Origin of the sequence: Amycolatopsis sp., from assembly GCF_025464955.1 — a bacterium.
GTDB lineage: Bacteria > Actinomycetota > Actinomycetes > Mycobacteriales > Pseudonocardiaceae > Amycolatopsis.
Map to the genome: position 1 here is coordinate 26,164 of NZ_JAODNM010000045.1, position 17,284 is coordinate 43,447.

At 69.0% G+C, this 17,284-nt stretch carries 17 protein-coding genes, 2 pseudogenes and 1 riboswitch; of the genes and pseudogenes, 8 read left to right on the forward strand and 11 right to left on the reverse strand.

Translation table 11 applies throughout. The annotated features are described in order from the left end of the window. Nucleotides 1–12: 12 nt before the first annotated feature. The 3 genes from JWQ81_RS09735 to JWQ81_RS09745 are packed head-to-tail and all read right to left on the reverse strand — an operon-like array spanning nucleotide 13 to nucleotide 1,062. On the reverse strand, nucleotides 13–387 hold the full coding sequence (locus JWQ81_RS09735) for a barstar family protein (RefSeq protein WP_297539798.1): 375 nt from the start codon (nucleotides 385–387) through the stop codon (nucleotides 13–15). Continuing rightward, nucleotides 384–848, reverse strand: coding sequence for a ribonuclease domain-containing protein (locus tag JWQ81_RS09740; protein WP_297539800.1), 465 nt, complete (start codon nucleotides 846–848; stop codon nucleotides 384–386). Before JWQ81_RS09740 ends, JWQ81_RS09735 begins: the two co-directional genes overlap by 4 nt. A gap of 10 nt (nucleotides 849–858) precedes the next feature. Continuing rightward, nucleotides 859–1,062: a hypothetical protein gene (locus JWQ81_RS09745; RefSeq protein WP_297539802.1), complete on the reverse strand. Its 204-nt coding sequence runs from the start codon at nucleotides 1,060–1,062 to the stop codon at nucleotides 859–861. 58 nt (nucleotides 1,063–1,120) lie between these two features. On the opposite strand from JWQ81_RS09745, the gene JWQ81_RS09750 reads away from it, so the two are divergent. Both JWQ81_RS09750 and JWQ81_RS09755 read left to right on the forward strand, forming a co-directional pair. Then, the gene (locus tag JWQ81_RS09750; RefSeq protein ID WP_297539804.1) at nucleotides 1,121–2,086 is read left to right on the forward strand and encodes a zinc-binding dehydrogenase; all 966 of its coding nucleotides are present in this window, start codon (nucleotides 1,121–1,123) and stop codon (nucleotides 2,084–2,086) included. A gap of 138 nt (nucleotides 2,087–2,224) precedes the next feature. After that, nucleotides 2,225–3,277 (forward strand): alpha/beta fold hydrolase, encoded by a 1,053-nt coding sequence (locus tag JWQ81_RS09755; RefSeq protein WP_297539806.1) that lies wholly within the window; start codon nucleotides 2,225–2,227, stop codon nucleotides 3,275–3,277. A gap of 2 nt (nucleotides 3,278–3,279) precedes the next feature. Here JWQ81_RS09755 and JWQ81_RS09760 read toward each other — a convergent pair. Further along, nucleotides 3,280–3,467 (reverse strand): annotated as a pseudogene (locus JWQ81_RS09760) (transcriptional regulator); the annotation flags it as partial. 8 nt (nucleotides 3,468–3,475) lie between these two features. After that, entirely contained in the window at nucleotides 3,476–4,555 is a 1,080-nt protein-coding gene (locus JWQ81_RS09765) for a nitronate monooxygenase (RefSeq protein ID WP_297539808.1), read from the reverse strand. Nucleotides 4,556–4,613: 58 nt separating this feature from the next. Here JWQ81_RS09765 and JWQ81_RS09770 point away from each other — a divergent pair, with 58 nt between their 5' ends. Together JWQ81_RS09770 and JWQ81_RS09775 are read left to right on the forward strand one after the other, a co-directional pair. Continuing rightward, the gene (locus tag JWQ81_RS09770) at nucleotides 4,614–5,060 is read left to right on the forward strand and encodes a pyridoxamine 5'-phosphate oxidase (protein WP_297539810.1); all 447 of its coding nucleotides are present in this window, start codon (nucleotides 4,614–4,616) and stop codon (nucleotides 5,058–5,060) included. A 154-nt stretch (nucleotides 5,061–5,214) separates the two neighbouring features. Beyond that, entirely contained in the window at nucleotides 5,215–6,012 is a 798-nt protein-coding gene (locus JWQ81_RS09775; protein WP_297539812.1) for an SGNH/GDSL hydrolase family protein, read from the forward strand. 83 nt (nucleotides 6,013–6,095) lie between these two features. Here JWQ81_RS09775 and lepA read toward each other — a convergent pair whose 3' ends face one another. Further along, nucleotides 6,096–7,946 (reverse strand): translation elongation factor 4, encoded by a 1,851-nt coding sequence (gene lepA / locus JWQ81_RS09780; RefSeq protein WP_297539814.1) that lies wholly within the window; start codon nucleotides 7,944–7,946, stop codon nucleotides 6,096–6,098. Nucleotides 7,947–8,073: 127 nt separating this feature from the next. Here lepA and JWQ81_RS09785 point away from each other — a divergent pair, with 127 nt between their 5' ends. Beyond that, the gene (locus JWQ81_RS09785) at nucleotides 8,074–8,652 is read left to right on the forward strand and encodes a class I SAM-dependent methyltransferase (RefSeq protein WP_297539816.1); all 579 of its coding nucleotides are present in this window, start codon (nucleotides 8,074–8,076) and stop codon (nucleotides 8,650–8,652) included. Here the strand turns inward: JWQ81_RS09785 and JWQ81_RS09790 are convergent. Together JWQ81_RS09790 and JWQ81_RS09795 are read right to left on the reverse strand one after the other, a co-directional pair. Next, nucleotides 8,642–9,019, reverse strand: coding sequence for a VOC family protein (locus JWQ81_RS09790; protein ID WP_297539818.1), 378 nt, complete (start codon nucleotides 9,017–9,019; stop codon nucleotides 8,642–8,644). The two genes, JWQ81_RS09785 and JWQ81_RS09790, sit on opposite strands and share 11 nt — an antisense overlap. Nucleotides 9,020–9,038: 19 nt before the next feature. Further along, nucleotides 9,039–9,610: pseudogene (locus JWQ81_RS09795) on the reverse strand (hypothetical protein). Nucleotides 9,611–9,842: 232 nt separating this feature from the next. Here JWQ81_RS09795 and rpsT point away from each other — a divergent pair. Continuing rightward, nucleotides 9,843–10,103, forward strand: a complete 261-nt coding sequence (gene rpsT / locus JWQ81_RS09800) for a 30S ribosomal protein S20 (RefSeq protein WP_297539821.1) — start codon at nucleotides 9,843–9,845, stop codon at nucleotides 10,101–10,103. 140 nt (nucleotides 10,104–10,243) lie between these two features. On the opposite strand, the gene holA is transcribed toward rpsT, so the two are convergent. Continuing rightward, the gene (holA, locus tag JWQ81_RS09805) at nucleotides 10,244–11,224 is read right to left on the reverse strand and encodes a DNA polymerase III subunit delta (protein WP_297539823.1); all 981 of its coding nucleotides are present in this window, start codon (nucleotides 11,222–11,224) and stop codon (nucleotides 10,244–10,246) included. A 162-nt stretch (nucleotides 11,225–11,386) separates the two neighbouring features. After that, nucleotides 11,387–11,520, forward strand: a riboswitch (SAM riboswitch). Nucleotides 11,521–11,531: 11 nt separating this feature from the next. Here holA and thrC point away from each other — a divergent pair. Both thrC and JWQ81_RS09815 read left to right on the forward strand, forming a co-directional pair. Further along, nucleotides 11,532–12,809, forward strand: a complete 1,278-nt coding sequence (gene thrC, locus JWQ81_RS09810; RefSeq protein ID WP_297539825.1) for a threonine synthase — start codon at nucleotides 11,532–11,534, stop codon at nucleotides 12,807–12,809. 145 nt (nucleotides 12,810–12,954) lie between these two features. Beyond that, complete coding sequence (locus tag JWQ81_RS09815) at nucleotides 12,955–13,839, forward strand: MBL fold metallo-hydrolase (protein ID WP_297539826.1); 885 nt, start codon at nucleotides 12,955–12,957, stop codon at nucleotides 13,837–13,839. 124 nt (nucleotides 13,840–13,963) lie between these two features. Here the strand turns inward: JWQ81_RS09815 and JWQ81_RS09820 are convergent, their stop codons facing one another. Both JWQ81_RS09820 and JWQ81_RS09825 read right to left on the reverse strand, forming a co-directional pair. Next, entirely contained in the window at nucleotides 13,964–16,246 is a 2,283-nt protein-coding gene (locus JWQ81_RS09820) for a ComEC/Rec2 family competence protein (RefSeq protein WP_297539939.1), read from the reverse strand. A gap of 98 nt (nucleotides 16,247–16,344) precedes the next feature. Continuing rightward, a complete protein-coding gene (locus JWQ81_RS09825; protein ID WP_297539941.1) occupies nucleotides 16,345–17,058 on the reverse strand; it encodes a ComEA family DNA-binding protein in 714 nt (237 codons plus the stop codon). Between the last annotated feature and the right edge of the window lie 226 nt (nucleotides 17,059–17,284).

Consider the following 17,284-nt stretch of genomic DNA (forward strand, 5'->3'; position numbering starts at 1 on the left):
CGGCCGGAACACTCACGAGGTGGTGAGGACGACGGTGAGGCGTCGGTCGTCGGCGCGTTCGCCACCGGGGCCGAGCGCGCGCTGGGCGTCGGAGAGCACGCTCCGGATACCCAGGTACGCCTTGGGGTCGGCCGCCTTCAGCCGGTCCGAGCCCGGCCAGATCAGCACGTGCTCACCGGGTGGCAGCCACGAAAGGTCCGTGAGACAGTCGTAAAGCGCGTCGAGGTTGCGGCCGAAGTAGTCCGGGAAGGACAGTGCGGCGGCGACAGCGTCCAGCGTGGACAGCTTGTCGAGGGCGCGCTCGCCGTCCACGAGATGGACGTACGCCTTCCTTGCCCGGGCGCGCTCGGCGGCGGTTTTCGCGTCCGGATGGGCGGGGGTGCTCATCGGTTCGGGTCCACGACGACGAACGTGTCGTAATGGTCGGCGGTGTAGAACAACTCGTTGCCCTGCCCCGTGATCAGCCGCCGCGCACCGCGATCCGAACTGCCGAGCGTTTTGACGGTGAACTCGTGATAGAAGTCCGCCTGCCGGATCGGCAAGACCTTGTTCCTGTTCTGGTACACGACGTTGTCATTGCGCGGATAGGGAAACGGGCCACCGGCCCGGATCAGCTTCCAGGTGTCGGCGGCCTGGGACGGCAGGCTCGACAGCGCCTTGACCTGGAGCCCCGAGTCGAACCCGGGGACCGGCGTCGAGGCGTGACTGTTCTGGGGCAGCTGAGTGCCCGTGACCGACGACGAACTCTGCGGCTTGTTGTCGGAGACGGCGTTCTTGACCGCCCAGCCGCCGATCACGAGCACGATGAGCCCGATCAGGGCGGCGGTGATCCGCCTTCGGTTGACCATGGCGGGGAGCTTAGGACGACCGGTCGGAGCGGTCGCCGCCCCGGCCCTGGGCGAACCATTCGGCGACCTTGCCGACCAGGTGGTCGATCGCCCACGCGAGGCCGAGGCACAGGGGCACGAGTACGGCCATGACCAGGACGAACTGCACGGGGAACCACAGCTGCGCGAGCCACAGCTCCGCGCCGTCCCACCAATCGGCCATCCCGTTGAACACGAAGTGAGCCTACGCTCACTGTGCTGCCCCCGAAGCACAACCCGGGTACGTTGCAGCCATGTTCGCCGTTTACGCCAGTGAGCCCAACATGGACAGTCCCCTCGACTCGCTGGTCGTCGGCGAGCGACCCGAACCCGAGGTACCGGACGGCTGGGTACGCGTCGCCGTCAAAGCCGCCAGCCTCAACATGCACGACATCTGGACGCTGCGCGGCGTCGGGATCAAACCGGACCAGTTCCCGATGATCCTCGGCTGCGACGGCGCTGGAGTACTTGACGACGGCACCGAGGTCGTCCTGCACTCGGTGATCAACGCCCCGGGCTGGCAGGGCGACGACACACTCGACCCGAAGCGGACGCTGCTCACCGAGAAGCACCAGGGCTCCTTCGCCGACTACGTCGTAGTCCCGGCGCGCAACGTGCTGCCGAAGCCAGCCGGCCTCTCGTTCGCCGAAGCCGCCACGATGGGCACGGCCTGGCTCACCGCGTACCGCATGCTCTTCGTGAAGTCCGGCCTGCGCCCGGGACAGACGCTGCTCGTCCAGGGCGCGTCCGGCGGGGTGTCGACCGCGCTGATCCAGCTCGGCCGCGCCGCCGGTTACCGCGTGTGGGTCACCGGCCGCAGCGAGGAGAAGCGCGCGCTCGCCGAACAGATCGGCGCGCACCAGACCTTCGAATCCGGCGCCCGGCTGCCCGAGCGGGTCGATGCGGTGTTCGAGACGGTCGGCAAGGCGACGTGGTCACACTCGGTGAAATCGCTCAAGCCGGGCGGGATCATCGTCGTCTCGGGCTCGACGAGCGGACCGGACGCCAACGCCGAGCTGCAGCGGGTGTTCTTCCTCCAGCTGCGGGTCGCCGGCTCGACGATGGGGACTCGTGACGAACTGGCTGACCTGCTGGAATATCTCGACCTGACCGGCATCCGGCCCCAGATCGGCGCCGAACTGCCCTTCACCGAGGCCGCGCAGGGCTTCGGGAGCATGCAGTCCGGCGAGACGGCCGGGAAGATCGTCTTCACCGCCTGATCGGCCTAATGGTTCAGACCCTCGAGCGTCGCTTTGGGCAGTTCCGCTGGTCGGGACCCCACGGCTACTCGGAAAATTGTCGTGTTGTCACTAAAGACTTTCCACCAAAAAGTGACATCCGACGTTTAACCTGTAGACATGACCGCGACGAAGCGGCCGGTAACCGCCCCGTCGGCCGGCCACGAAGCCACCGGCCCGGACGACCAGATCCGGGTCTCCTACCGGCGCTTTGCCGGCGTTCGTACCCGTGTGCTCGAGACCGGCCCGCAGGTCGTCGTCGACACCGGTACCGGACGGTCTTCACGACGTAAGCGCTCCACGGGACACGTCGCGAGGCCCTCGACGGTCCGCATCGTGCTCCTGCACGGCTACTGCGACAGCGCCGACACCTGGCGCCCGGTACTTGAAGAGCTCGGCGCCGCCGGGATCCCCGCGATCGCGGTCGACCTCCCGGGCTTCGGCGAGGCCGAGGAGCTGCGTCCCGGCCCGATGCTGCCGCAGCTCGACGCCTTCGCCGCCGCGGTGATCAAGGAGCAGGCCGTCCTCGGCACGGTCGTGCTGGCGGGAAACTCCCTCGGCGGCACCACCGGGCTCCGCGCCGCGCAGAACTCGCGCCTGCCGCTGGCCGGGGTCGTTTCGATCGCCGCACCCGGTTTCGTCGATTCGTGGCTGATCAGGACGGTCGCGCGGTATCCGATCCCGCTGCGGCTGTACTCCTCGCTGCCGCTGCCGATCCCCGGTTTCGTGGTCCGGGCCGTCGCCGAGCAGGTCGTCCCACGGCTGCTCTACGCCGAGGCCGGCGCCGCCGACGCGGCCCAGGTCAAGCGGTTCCTCGACCTGTTCCCGGACTACCGCTCGACGGCGACGCGATTGCAGCAGGCCCGCCAGTTGGTCTCGGAGCTGGCTGACGCATATCGCCTCGAAAACGTGCGGACGCCGCTGCTCGTCGTCGCCTGCGGCAAAGACAAGCTGGTCAGCGCGGCTTCGGGCCGTCAACTGCACGTGCTCGTCCCGCACAGCCGGCTGCTCGTCCGCGAGGACTGGGGCCACTGCCCCCAGTTGGACGACCCGGTCGAGGTCGCCGAGCTGCTCGGCTACTTCGCCGCGGGTGTCGGGCGGTCCGTCAACGCCGCCGACCACGCCGTGGCGAGCACCATCGACGCCGCGGACCGCGATAACGTCGCGGGCTGATCGGCGGTCCGGGTGTCGGCGGGCTCGAACCAGACCTTGACCGAGGTCGAGGGAGTGAATCCCCGGGCCGCCGCGTCGGCCAAAAACGCACCCTGATTGCGCGCCCGAGCCTCGCGGGACAACCGGGACCTCGTTCGCTCGGGAGCCTGTCGCCGGGCGCGTACTCGCCTGCCGAGATCTTCTTTCGCAGGTCCGCCGCTACTTGCCGGAATGCCCCCGGGTCCTCGGACCAAGTGACCGGCCCGCCCTGGCGAACGCTTCGCGGGCTTCGGTTTCGAGCTTCGCGAAGATCTCGGCGGCCGGGCCTGCCCCGGTCAGGGCGTAGGTCTGGCCTGCCCACAGCGACATGGCCTCCGGGTCGCCCGCCTGGCCCGCGGCGGCCCGGACCGGCCTGCTCAGATGGTGCAGTTCGGGGTACGCCGACGGCGCCTGCTCCGACAGTTCGCTCAGCACGCGGTTGACCAGGCCTCGGGCGGGCCTGCCGGTGAACGCGCGCGTGAACGCCGTCGCGCGTCCGCCGTCGGCGACGGCCTGGCGCTGCGCGGGTTGTGTCTTGGCCTCATCCGCCCGCAGGAAGGCAGTGCCCAACTGAGCGGCCGCCGCCCCCGCCACCAGCACAGCGGCGACGTCAGCGCCGTGGACGAGCCCTCCTGCGGCGATCAGCGGCAGGTCCACGACGGACGAGATCAGCCGCAACGCCGCGAGCAGCCCGTAGACCTCTCCCCCGGCGGGCGACGCCGGGTCGTCCACGAAGAGGCCGCGGTGCCCGCCGGCCTCGAACCCCTGGACGCACAGCGCGTCTACGCCGAGTTCAGCGGCGAGCCGCGCTTCTTCAGGACTGGTGACTGTCGCGATCAGCTGTGCTCCCGCCGCCCGCAGGCGAGCGACGTCGTCGGCCGAGGGCAGGCCGAACGTGAATGACACCACCGGGACACGACGTGCGATCACGACGTCCAGCTTGGCCGGGTACGCGTCGTCCTCCCAGCGCGGATCGCCCAACTCGACGCCGTAGCGCCGGGCTTCGGCGGCAAGGCGTTCGCGGTGCGCGGTGAGGTCGGCTTCCGAGGGGGCGCCCGGCACGAACAGGTTGACGCCGAAGGGCTCGCCGGTCAGTTCGGCCGTACTGACGATCTGCTCGTCGAGCGCGGCCGCGGTGAGATACCCCGCGCCCAGAAAGCCGAAGCCGCCCGCGCCGGTCACCGCGGCGACGAGCTCGGGGGTCGAGGGACCACCGGCCATCGGCGCGGCGATCACCGGGAAGCGCAGGTTCTCGAACATCATCTCAGCCTAATGGGTTCATGTTCCCGTGGCAGGACAACAGGTCTACGGTTGAACGATGCCTTCAGACCTCGGAGCCGTCCGCGAGCTCGCCACCGCGGAAAACGGACTCGCCACGATCACCACCACCCGCCCGGACGGCACCGTCCACGCCTCGGTCGTCAACGCCGGGGTCATCGAAGACCCGGTCACCGGCAAGGTCAGCATCGGCTTCGTGGCCATCGGCGGCACGCGGAAGCTGGAACTGTTCCGGCGCAACGGCCACGCGACGATCGTGTTCCGCCGGGGCTGGAACTGGGCCGCGGTCCAGGGCGCGACGCACATCGTCGGCCCGGACGACGCCGACCCCGACTTCGACGACGCGAAGCTGCCTGAGCTGCTGCGCGACGTGTTCAAGGCCGCGACCGGTACTCACGACAACTGGGACGAGTTCGACCGCGTGATGGCGCAGGAGCGCCGTGCCGCGGTGTTCATCGAGGTCTCCCGCCTCAGCGGTAACCGCTGAGCTGGGAAAACTACCCACAACCCCTGGGCTAACACTGTCGAAAATGCCTAACCTGAACGGACCTACTTTCGAGAACTCTCACCCAACAGTCTTCTCCCGCGGGCCGTGAGTTGCTATTGCTATAGCGTCGCTCCCCACTCCCCCCGGAGATCACATGCGCGCTCTACGCGTCCTCGTCCCCCTGCTGCTGCTCGCGGCGGCCACGCTGCTCGGTGGTGCCACGGCCTCCGCGGCGACCGGCAAGTACGTCGCCCTCGGCGATTCGTACGCGGTCGGCGTCGGCACCTACACCTACGACAGCCCCGCGACGAATTGCCGTCGCGGGCCCCTGTCGTACCCCCGGCTCTGGGCAGCCGCCCATCCGTCGACCTCGTTCGTCGAAGCGTCCTGCTCCGGCGCCACCACCGCGGACATCCTCAGCTCCCAGGTGGCGTCGATCACGCCCGACACCACGCTGGTCACCGTGCAGGTCGGGGGCAACGACGTCGGCTTCGTCAGCGTGCTCGAGAACTGCATCCTGACCATTTCCGACCAGGACTGCGTCAACGGCGTCAACACGGCGAAGGCCGCCGCGCAGGCCACCTTGCCGGGCGCGCTGGCGTCGGTCTACTCCGCCATCCGCGCCCACGCGCCGAACGCCAGGGTCGTGGTGATCGGGTACCCGCGGTTCTACAAGATCGGCGGCAACTGCGGCATCTTCGGGCTCTCCGACACCGAGCGCTCGGCCATCGACTCCGGCTCGGACGTGCTCGCCGGGGTCATCGCGGCTCAGGCGGCCGCGGCCGGCTTCACCTTCCTCGACGGGCGGACCGCCTTCACCGGGCACGAGATCTGCAGCGGCTCCGAATGGATGACCAGCCTGCAGTGGGACAAGATCGACGAGTCCTACCACCCGAACACACTGGGCCACAAGAACGGCTACCTGCCGGCCCTCGAAGCCCTCGTCGGCTAGGACTCGTGAGTGGTTAGGCACGCCCGGGTGCGGGTGTCCCGCAGGGCACGGTAACCGGCCTAACCACTCACGAGCGGGCCGCGCTACTTCTTGTTCTTGCCGTTGTCCTCTGTGGACAGTGCGGCGACGAAGGCCTCCTGCGGGACCTCGACGCGGCCGACGGTCTTCATCCGCTTCTTGCCTTCCTTCTGCTTTTCCAGCAGCTTGCGCTTACGCGAGATGTCGCCGCCGTAGCACTTCGCGAGCACGTCCTTGCGGATCGCGCGGATCGTTTCGCGGGCGATGATCCGGGCGCCGATGGCGGCCTGGATGGGGACCTCGAAGCTCTGCCGCGGAATGAGCTCCCGCAGCCGCAGCACCATGCGGTTCCCATAGGCGTAGGCGTCGTCCTTGTGCACGATCGCGGAGAACGCGTCCACCGCCTCGCCCTGCAGCAGGATGTCGACCTTGACCAGGTCGGCGGCCTCCGCGCCCGCCTCTTCGTAGTCGAGCGACGCATAGCCCCGGGTACGCGACTTCAACGTGTCGAAGAAGTCGAAGATGATCTCGCCGAGCGGCAGGTTGTACCGCAGCTCGACCCGGTCCTCGGAGAGGTAGTCCATCCCCAGCAGCTGACCGCGCTTGCCCTGGCAGAGCTCCATGATCGTGCCGATGAACTCCGACGGCGCCAGAATGGAGACCTTGCTGACCGGCTCGAGCACTTCGGAGATCTTGTTGCCGGACGGCCAGTCCGACGGGTTGGTGACGTGGACCTTCCGGCCGTCGTCCAGGATCACGTCGTAGACGACGTTGGGCGCGGTGGAGATCAGGTCGAGGCCGAACTCCCGCTCGAGCCTGTCCCGGGTGATCTCGAGGTGCAGCAGCCCGAGGAAGCCACAGCGGAAGCCGAACCCGAGCGCGACCGAGGTCTCCGGCTCATAGTCCAGCGCGGCGTCGTTGAGCTGGAGTTTGTCGAGCGCCTCACGGAGGTTCGGGTAGTCCGAGCCGTCCATCGGGTACAGCCCGGAGTAGACCATCGGCTTCGGCTCCCGGTAGCCCGCGAGGGCCTCCGTGGCGCCGTTGCGCTCGCTGGTGACGGTGTCACCGACCTTCGACTGCCGGACGTCCTTCACCCCGGTGATGAGGTAGCCCACCTCGCCGACGCCGAGCCCGACGCTGACCTTGGGGTCCGGCGAGATGATGCCGACCTCGAGCAGCTCGTGGGTGGCGTTGGTCGACATCATCCGGATCCGCTCGCGCGGGGTGATCTTGCCGTCCATCACGCGGATGTAGGTCACGACGCCGCGGTAGGTGTCGTAGACCGAGTCGAAGATCATCGCACGCGCCGGGGCGTTCGCGTCGCCGACGGGGTGCGGCACCTGACGGACGGCCTCGTCGAGCAGCTCACGCACGCCGACACCGGTCTTCGCCGAGACGCGAAGCACATCCGAGGGCTCGCAGCCGATGATGTGGGCGAGCTCGGCGGCGTACTTGTCGGGGTCGGCCGAGGGCAGGTCGATCTTGTTGAGCACCGGGATGATGTGGAGGTTCTTCTCCAGCGCCAGGTACAGGTTGGCCAGTGTCTGGGCCTCGATGCCCTGAGCGGCGTCGACCAGCAGGATCGCGCCTTCACAGGCCTCGAGCGCGCGGGAAACCTCGTAGGTGAAGTCGACGTGGCCAGGGGTGTCGATCAGGTGGAGGACATAGTCCTGATCGCCGACCTTCCAGGGCAGACGCACGTTCTGCGCCTTGATCGTGATGCCGCGCTCGCGCTCGATGTCCATCCGGTCGAGGTACTGGGCGCGCATGTCCCGGCCTTCGACCACGCCGGTGAGCTGCAGCATCCGGTCGGCCAGGGTGGATTTGCCGTGGTCGATGTGCGCGATGATGCAGAAGTTCCGGATGAGCTCCGGCGGCGTGAAGGTCGTGTCAGCGAACGTTTTGGGCGCAGTCACTCGTGTGTTCCTCGCGAAGGTCGGGGTGTGCCACCTCTATGGTCCCATGGACCTCCGGGTGCGGTTGGGGGTCATCCCCGATGCGAGCCCGCCGAGTCCGTGGTGACCTCGAGGTATGAGCGATTCCATGAATGAAGTGCTGGACCGGGCGTTCGGCCATCCGCGGGGTCTGCTCGGCCGGCTGGGCGGTGCGCTGATGGCGCACGGCAACGCGGCGACCGAGCACCATGTCGTGGAAGTGGCCGCGCCCTCCGAAGCCGAAACTGTCCTCATCATCGGTCCGGGCCCCGGTGTCGGGCTCGAAGCCGCCGCCAGGCGCGCGGCACGGGTGGTGGGCGTCGACCCCTCGGCGGACATGCTGGCCCTCTGCCGCCAGCGCTGCGCCGCGTTGATCGACCGCGTCGACCTGGTGGAAGGCACAGCCGAGCAGACCGGGCAGGAGGACGGATCGGCCGATGTCGTCCTCAGCGTCAACAACGTGCAGCTGTGGCCCGACCGCACGGCCGGGTTCGCCGAACTCTTCCGGGTGCTTCGGCCGGGAGGCCGCCTGCTGCTGTCCGGCCATGAGAAGTGGCTGCCGGTGGCCCGGCACGCGCTCGCCGCCGAAGTGACGGCAGCGGGCTTCACGGACCTGCAGACCTGGCGCTGGGAGCCGCCCGGCCCCTTCTCGGCGCTGGCCGCGCAGCTCCGCGCGGTCAAGCCCTAGGGTCCTTGCGCAAGGGATGGTCTTCGGGGATCTGGACGAGCACGATGCGGGTGCCGTCGGGATCGCTGATCCACGCCTCGTCGAGGCCCCATGGTTCCCGTTCGGCCCCGCGAACCGGGGTGACGCCCTTGGCGGCCAGTACCTCGAGTTCACCCGGTAGGTCGCGGACCTGGACCCACAGCGCCACGTCGGGGCTCGGGCCGGTTTCGCCCTTGCCGACGATCTCCAGCGAGCCGTTGCCGAGGAAGAATACGGTGCCACCGGGGAATTCCTTGTCGACGGCCAGGCCCAGGAGGTCGCGGTAGAAGACGACGGCCGCCTCGGGGTCCCGGGGGTTCAGCAATATCCGGCTGCTCAGTACGTCCATGGTTTCGGTCTACCCGATTTCACGCCACCGCAATAGCGACGGTCCCCGCCAGGACGACCAGGGAACCGGCCGACCGGCGCACGGCGTCGGTCTCACCGAGCATCCGCCAAGCCGCCAGGCCACCGAGCACGATGCTCAGCTCCCGCGCCGGCGCGACCAAGCTCACCGGAGCGATCCGCAGCGCGAAGAGCACGAGCAGGTAGCCGAGCGGCGACCAGCGACGGGACGCCGAGCGTGGTCACCGAATGCGCGTCCCAGAGGGTGTGAGCCGCGATGGCGACGCCGGTCAGTGCCTCTGGCCAGCGGGTACACCACCGAGAGGTCGCCGACGGCGTAACCGCGCTGCAGCACGATCCCGTAGGCCACGTGCAGGACCGCGGTCACCAGCGCGGCGAGCAGCCATGTCCACTGTGGACGTTCGGGTTCCAGCACCAGCAGTATCACTGCCGCTGGGCCGAACACAGCGGCGGAAGCGCAGCAGTAGAGGAAGACGAACCGCGCTCCGCCACCTTCGACGCACTTCCCGGCGAAGTTCCAAACCGCGTGCAGAACCGCCGCGACGAGCACCAAGGACAGGGCCACGCCGTTCACGAAGAAGCCTCCCCCGAGCGCTCCGAGCGCGTGATCAGGCGCTACGGACTCGACCCTACCCACCGCCGGTGAGGCGGTCGCGAGGACCGTGAAGGCGGCTGTTAACGTTACGGGTCGTTGCCGTGCGGCATTCCGCAATGGAGGAAAGCTGCCGTCGCCCGCAAGGCGCCGCCAGTGCCACCCAGACGCGGTAACGACACCGAGTAGACCTGAGATCCCAAGGAGCGCCCCCGTGGCCAATATCAAGTCCCAGATCAAGCGCATCACCACGAACGAGAAGGCCCGTCAGCGCAACGTGGCGATCCGGTCCTCGGTCAAGACCGCGGTCCGCAAGTTCCGCGAGGCCGCCGACGCCGGCGACAAGGACAAGACCCTCGAAGCCCAGCGTGAGGCCGCCAAGAAGCTCGACAAGGCCGTCACCAAGGGTGTGCTGCACGCCAACCAGGCCGCCAACAAGAAGTCGGCGATGGCCAAGCGCGCGAACTCGCTCTGAAGCTGATTCAGCGAAAGCCCCGGTGACCTCGGTCACCGGGGCTTTTTCGTGCCGGTCCGACGTCCTAAGAGGGCACTTTTGTACAGAAGTGCCCTGCTTGAGACTTCAACCAGGGCACCAAAGTGGAAAAGTGCCCGCCGTCAGTGCTCGCCCTTGGCGTCGACGAGCTGGAGCACGGCGCGTTCCAGTGCGTACCCGGCGTCCGCGGCCGCGCCCTTGACCTCGGCGTTGAGCCTCGCCACGATGCGCATCGCGTCGGCCATCCCGTCCGGACCCCAGCCGCGCATCTGGCCCTGGGCCTTCCGGATCTTCCACGGCGGCATGCCGAGGTCGGCCGCCATCTGGTTCGGGTTACCCCGGCCGGCCGCGGACACGCGCGCGATCGTGCGCACGGCGTCGGCCAGCGCGTCGGCGACCAGGACGTGCGGGACCCCGAGCTGCATCGCCCAGCGCAGCGACTCGAGCGCGGCCGCCCTGTCCCCCGCGACGGCTTTCTCGGCGACGGCGAAACCGGTGACGTCGGCGCGGCCGTGGTGGTAGCGGCGGACCGCCGCCTCGTCGACGCTGCCCCCCGAGTCCGAAACCAGCTGCGTCGCGGCGGAGGACAGTTCGCGGAGGTCCGAGCCGACCGTGTCGATCAGCGCGGCCACACCGGCGGCGTCGATCCGGCCGCCAACGCGGCGAACTTCGTTGCGGACAAAGGATTCACGCTCGGCGGGCTTGGTGAGCTTCGGGCATTCGACGATGAGCGCGCCTGCCTTGCGCAAGGCCCCGGGCAGCGCCTTCGCGGCCTTGCTCCGCCCTCCTCCGGTGTGCACCACGACGAGCACGATGCCGTCGGCGGGGTTGGCGACGTAGGCGAGCACGGCGTCGGCGATCTCCTGTGAGATGTCCTGCGCCGCCTCGATGACGATGACCCGGCCCTCGCTGAACAGCGACGGGCTGACCATCTCGGCCAGCACCGGCGCTGTGAGTTCGGACACCTTCACCCGCGTCAGATCGGCGGTCGAATCGGCCAGCCGCGCGGCGTCGAGCGCGGAACGGACCGCGCGCTCGATGAGCAGCTCCTCCTCACCGAGGACGAGTTGCAGCGGCGGCGGGGTGGTGGCGGGCGCGGTCACGGGGACGATCCTGCCACTAGCGCGCGGCGCACCCCTGTCCGGTGACACGTGACGACCGGCATGGCACAAGACGATCGCCATGTCGTACGGTGTAGGCGGGGCCACGCTAGACTGCCTGCTCCACGAAGACGGCACGGGTCCGCCCGGCCGACAACTGAAGACCGCTCATCCAGAGGGGCAGAGGGAACGGCCCGATGAAGCCCCGGCAACCGGCGTCAGCCTGTCATTTCGCGTTCGCGGAATAGCCGACGATCACGGTGCCAATTCCGGCCCACTTCAGGTGGGGCAGATGAGGAAGGACCTCGTGATGACTGCAGCCCTCGGCACGACCACCTCCACCAAGCGCAAGCCGGATCTCGGACCGGCGATCGAGCTGGTGTCGAAGGAAGAGGGTCACCGCCAGCCGCTGGCCCCTGAGTTCGTCTCCGCCGAAGACTTCTCCCCGCTCGACGTCGCCTACGACTTCGGCCGCATCCGCCGTGAGGACATCCAGGCCGGGCCGAACAACATCTGGCGCTACAAGGGCCTCCTTCCGGTGCCGTCCAACGTCGAAGAGATCCCGAACACCGAGCCCGGCGGCACCCGGCTGATCCAGGCGGACAGGCTCGCCAAGGCACTGGGCGCCAAGAAGATCTGGATCAAGGACGACACCGGCAACCCCACGCACTCGTTCAAGGACCGCGTGGTCGCCGTGGCGCTCGCCGCGGCCCGCGAGTTCGGGTTCGAGGTGCTCGCCTGTCCGTCGACGGGCAACCTCGCCAACGCTGTCGCCGCCGCGGCCGCCCGCGCGGGCTGGCAGTCGGTGGTGCTGATCCCGAAGACCCTCGAGCGGGCCAAGATCCTGACCACCGCTGTCTACGACGGCGCGCTCATCGCTGTCGACGGCAACTACGACGACGTCAACCGGCTGGCCACCCAGCTCGCCGGCGAGCACGAGAACTGGGCGTTCGTCAACGTCAACGTACGGCCGTACTACTCAGAGGGCTCGAAGACGCTGGCCTTCGAGGTCGCCGAGCAGCTCGGCTGGCGCATCCCGCCGCAGATCGTCATCCCGATCGCCTCCGGCTCCCAACTGACCAAGGTGGACAAGGGCTTCCGCGAATTCGCGCAGCTCGGTCTGGTCGAAGACAGCCCCTACAAGGTCTTCGGCGCCCAGGCCACCGGCTGCTCCCCGGTTTCGGCCGCGTTCCGCGCGGGCCTCGACGTGGTCCAGCCGGTGAAACCGGACACCATCGCCCGCTCGCTCGCCATCGGAAACCCGGCCGACGGGCCGTACGTGCTCGACGTCGTCAACCGCACCGGTGGCGCGATCGAGGACGTCACCGACGAAGAGGTGGTCGAGGGCATCCGGCTGCTCGCGCGGACCGAGGGCGTCTTCACCGAGACCGCGGGCGGCGTGACCGTGGCAACGGCGAAGAAGCTGATCGAAACCGGCAAGCTCGACCCGGATGTCGAGACCGTCCTGCTCATCACCGGTGACGGCCTCAAGACGCTCGACGCGATCGACGGCAAGGTCGGCCCGATGGCCACCATCCCGCCGTCGGCCGAAGCCGTCCGCAAGGTGCTCGCCGAGCACGGCCGCTAACCGAAGCAGCAACCCTGCTCCGAGAACCCCGGGGATCACCTGACGCGGTGGTCCCCGGGGTTCTTCACGTCACACCACTTTCGATCCGCAACCTCTTCATGCCGATAGCTACAGATCGCGAATACGTCAGGTGGGGGATCACGCCATGAACAGCCAGCCGACCGCTGCCGTTTGGGACATCGACCAGCGGTGCACGAACTGCGACGTCGCCCGGCAACTCGCGCCGGACCTGATCAGCGAGGTCGACGGCCGTTCGGTCGTCACTCGGCAGCCGCGCACCGATGCGGAGGAAGCAACCATGCTCACCGCGGCGTTCGCCTGCCCAACGCGTTCGATCCGACCGATATCGCGGGACCTGGACGCGACGCTGGACCCGTTCCCGTTGCCGCTGGACGAAGGCCTGTACTTCTGTGGCCACAACTCTCGGCAGACCGCGGGCGCCAACTCGTATCTGCTTGAGCGTCCCAGTGGAAACCTGATGATCGACACGCCGCGCTGGAGCGAACCGCTGGCCACGAAGTACGCGGCACTCGGCCCGGTGACCGAGGTGCTGCTCACCCACCGCGACCATGCCGCGCACGGCCGCCGATACGCCGACCGCTTCGGCGCGCGGCTGTGGATTCACGAGGGCGACCTGGACGCCGCGCCCGATGCCGACGTGGTCATTCGAGGCATCGAGCCGATCGAGATCGCTAAGGGCGTGATCGCGCACCCGCTGCCTGGACATACCGAGGGCAGCGTGCGCTACCTGGCCGACGACAGGTACTGCTTCAGCGGCGACAGCTTCTACTGGTCGCGGACCACCAGCGACGTCGAGGTGGCCGAGAACGTCACCTGGTACTCGATCACGGAACTGGCCGCCTCGCTCGCGCGGACGGCGCCACGTATTCGGTTCGAATGGGTGTTGCCGGGCCACGGCGACCGTCACCGACTCGCCGCCGACAAGATGACCGAACGCCTCCAGAACCTGGTCGAACGAACCCGGAAAATGTCGCCCCAACCGATCGATTTCACCGCCATGCGCTGGTGAATTCCGCGCACCTTCAGCGGGTGATCACCGCGACGATCACGGTGCCCTCGGCAAAGGCTTCCCATTCGACGAAGGCGCCAAAGTTTGTCCCGTTTCCTGGTGAACGACGGCCCGGCGACTCTCGTCACCGCGGTGGACCCCGTGGATCGCCCCGGCGCACCACCGACGGACCCTGCGTACCGGGCACCACGGCGGTGTCTCCGTCGGTGTCCGTACGGGCGACCAGTACTCCTCCCGCGGCCAGTGTGTCCAAAGTGGTCTTGCTCGGATGGCCGTAAGGATTGCCCTGCCCGACGCTGACCAGGGCGATCCTCGGTGAGACCTGTTCCAGGAACTGCGGCAGTGAATAGCGGCTACCGTGGTGGGGAACTTTCAGGATGTCCGCCCGCACGTCGGCGCCGTCGGCCAGCAGATCGGCCTGAGCCGCCAGTTCGACATCGCCACTGAGCAGGACACGCCCCGCCGAGGTGTCCGCGCGCACGACCACCGAGCTGTTGTTGATCGCGGTGCCGTCCTGCGTATCGGCGGCCTTCGCCGAGACATAGCGCGGGCCCAGCACGGTCAGCGCGAGCCCTGGCCACCCCAGCCGCTCTCCGGAATCGAGTTCGAGCAGCGGGATCGACCTCTTCGCCGCCTCTTCGGACACCTGACGCCACGCCCACGAGGGCGCCCGGCCCGGGCCTACCGCGATGGCGCCGACGGACCGTCCGTCGAACACCGACGGCAGGCCGCCGATGTGGTCGGCGTGCAAGTGGCTGAGGACCAGCAGCGGAATCCGCGTCACCCCGAGGCGGTTCAAGCACTCGTCCACGGGACCAGGTTCGGGGCCGGTGTCGATGACGACGGCGCGACCGGGTTCAGCGGTCGCGAGGACGAGCGCGTCACCCTGGCCGACGTCACAAGCCACCATCGCCCAGCCGCCCGGCGGCCACGAAGGCGCGATCACCCGCACCGGTACCACCACGAGCAGCACGACCACCAGGACGACCGCCACGACCAACCGCAGCTTGCGGTGGCGCAGGACCAGCACCACCACGACCACAACCATCGCGGCCAGCAGACCGCCCCACCAGCCGCCTGGCCAGTCGACGACCGCGCCGGGCAGCCTCGCTGAGTGGCGAGCCACCCAGATCAGCCAGTCCGCCTCCGGACCTGCCATCGACACCAGTACCTGAGCGGCGAACGGCCACCATGTCGCACAGGCGGTGGCCAGCACCCCGAGCACGGTTGCCGGCGCGACCACCGGTGCCGCGAGCACGTTGGCCACCACCGAAACCAGGCTGAGCTTCCCCGCCATCCCGGCGATCACCGGAGCCGTCACGACGAACGCCGCGAGCGGCACGGCCAAACCTTCGGCGAAGCCGGGCGGAACGCCCCGCCGGATCAGCGCGGCAGCCCAGCGCGGAGCCAGCAGCACCAGCCCGGCGGTGGCCAGTACGGACAGCGCGAAGCCGAAGCTCATCGCCATCTCCGGGTCGTAGAGCACCAACCCGCACACCGCGACCGACAGCGCGGACAAGGCCGAGCCCGACCTGCCCAACGCCATCGCCAGCAAGGCCGCGTAGCCCATGACCCCGGCCCGAAGCACGCTCGGATCGGGCCCGACGAGTACGAGGAACCCGACCAGCGCCAAGCCCGCGACCGTCGCGGACAACCGGGGTCCCACGCGGAACAGCCTCAGCAGCAACAAAACCGTGCCGCAGGTGATGGTTAGATTACTTCCGCTGACCGCCGTGAGGTGTGACAGACCGGCTGCACGGAAGTCCTCTTCGACCCGCTGGGACAACGCACTCGTATCGCCGATAGTGAGGCCGGGCAGCAACCCCGCGGCTTCTTCGTCGAGCCCGGAACACGCGGCGCGCAGCCCGGCCCGCATCGACTCGGCAACCCGCTGGAACCACGGCGCTGTGCCGAGTCCTGCCGGTGGCCCGCGCACATACAGCGCGGCCGCCGTCAGCTCACCTTTTCCGGCCGGCGCCAACGAACCCGTCGCGGTGACCTCCTGCCCGGGAAGCACCCGAGACCAACGATCGACCGGCGCGATCAGCAGCACCCGACCGGTCGAAGCGACCGCGATCCCATCGGCCACGGCCTGCTCGACGTCTGCCGTGATCACCACCGACCGCGCACCGGCTTGCTGATCGGCGTACCCGGCGCCGGCGACCGGCCGTGGCCGTTCGCTGACGGTCACCCGCAACACGGCGGGGGCGCCGTGCGTCGCAGGTTGCCTGAGCGCGTCCTCTTCCGCGTGGACCAGCCGGACCGCCATCGGGCAGGCGACCAGAAACCCGCACACGAGCACCGCGGCCGCGGCCGGGAGAACCTGCGAACGCTTCCACGCCAACGCCACCAGCCCGCCGGACACGGCGACGGCCCCGCAGACCAGTGCCGCCCACCAGCCCCACATCAGCCCGCCGAACGCACCGCTCCAGACGACCAACGCGGCGGGCACGAGCCGATAGTCCTGCCACCGGGCCGGCGGCGTGGTCCCCGAAGGATCCGTGCTCACGACACCGTCACCTGAGTTCTCAATCTCGCGAATTTGCTTTCGCCGATGCCGTCGACATCGCGAAGTTGTTCCACCGTGGTGAATCGGCCGTGCTGCGTGCGCCAGTCGATGATCCGTTTGGCCGTGACTTCACCTACTCCGGGCAGCGTGTCGAGCTGGTCGGCGCTCGCGGAGTTCAGGTCGACCTTGGCGGCCGGCGCCCCGGCCACCGCCGGATCTCCGTCCGCCGGCGGCGCCGGGGCCACCGGGATACCTACGGCTACCTGCTCGCCGTCGACGACGTGACGCGCCAGGTTCAGCGTGCCGAGGTCGATCCCGGGCTCCGCACCACCGGCCGCGCGCAGCGCGTCGGCGACCCGCGCTCCGGCAGACAAGGTCACGAGACCGGGGTTCCGGACCTTGCCGACGACACTCACGACAAGCGGCACCGCCTTCGCGGACGAAGGCGCGGCAGCGGCCGGCGCGACCGTCGACCGGGCTGGAGGCAGCGGCGGTGGACTCTCCACCGCGGGGCGGCCGCCGAGCAGCAACGCGGTCGTGAGCACGACTACCGCGACCCCGGAGGCTCCTGCCACGATCGCGAGCCGCCGGCGCCGGACGGAACCCGCCCCGCCCAGCAGCGAGCTGGGTACCCAGCGCTCCACCAGCCTGCCCAGTCGTGCCGGGGGCGGGTTGGTGGAGCGCTGTTCGACCGGTTCACCGTCCGGCAGGCCGTGGTCCACCAGATAGCTCAGCCTGACCTTGGACGCGACGCCTGCGGAGGGGCCCGGATCACGGGCGGATGACTCGAACACACGATCGACGCTAGGCGTTCGGCGCGGTCACCGGCAGGGGCAGTTGCGCGAACTGTGGACAGGTCGCCCCCTGTGGACAAACCGGGGACGAACGAGCCGCAACAGCCGTTCTTGTCGGGGGTGTGTGCGAGTCTGGAGGGTT

Excerpts from the sequence above, each read along its gene's own strand:
- JWQ81_RS09770 (WP_297539810.1), top strand. The coding sequence starts at position 4,614 with ATGCCTTCAGACCTCGGAGCCGTCCGCGAGCTCGCCACCGCGGAAAAC.
- JWQ81_RS09820 (WP_297539939.1), bottom strand. The coding sequence starts at position 16,246 with ATGTGGGGCTGGTGGGCGGCACTGGTCTGCGGGGCCGTCGCCGTGTCC.
- JWQ81_RS09790 (WP_297539818.1), bottom strand. The coding sequence starts at position 9,019 with ATGGACGTACTGAGCAGCCGGATATTGCTGAACCCCCGGGACCCCGAG.
- JWQ81_RS09750 (WP_297539804.1), top strand. The coding sequence starts at position 1,121 with ATGTTCGCCGTTTACGCCAGTGAGCCCAACATGGACAGTCCCCTCGAC.
- JWQ81_RS09740 (WP_297539800.1), bottom strand. The coding sequence starts at position 848 with ATGGTCAACCGAAGGCGGATCACCGCCGCCCTGATCGGGCTCATCGTG.
- JWQ81_RS09755 (WP_297539806.1), top strand. The coding sequence starts at position 2,225 with ATGACCGCGACGAAGCGGCCGGTAACCGCCCCGTCGGCCGGCCACGAA.
- JWQ81_RS09815 (WP_297539826.1), top strand. The coding sequence starts at position 12,955 with ATGAACAGCCAGCCGACCGCTGCCGTTTGGGACATCGACCAGCGGTGC.
- JWQ81_RS09735 (WP_297539798.1), bottom strand. The coding sequence starts at position 387 with ATGAGCACCCCCGCCCATCCGGACGCGAAAACCGCCGCCGAGCGCGCC.
- JWQ81_RS09785 (WP_297539816.1), top strand. The coding sequence starts at position 8,074 with ATGAATGAAGTGCTGGACCGGGCGTTCGGCCATCCGCGGGGTCTGCTC.
- JWQ81_RS09775 (WP_297539812.1), top strand. The coding sequence starts at position 5,215 with ATGCGCGCTCTACGCGTCCTCGTCCCCCTGCTGCTGCTCGCGGCGGCC.
- JWQ81_RS09765 (WP_297539808.1), bottom strand. The coding sequence starts at position 4,555 with ATGTTCGAGAACCTGCGCTTCCCGGTGATCGCCGCGCCGATGGCCGGT.
- thrC (WP_297539825.1), top strand. The coding sequence starts at position 11,532 with ATGACTGCAGCCCTCGGCACGACCACCTCCACCAAGCGCAAGCCGGAT.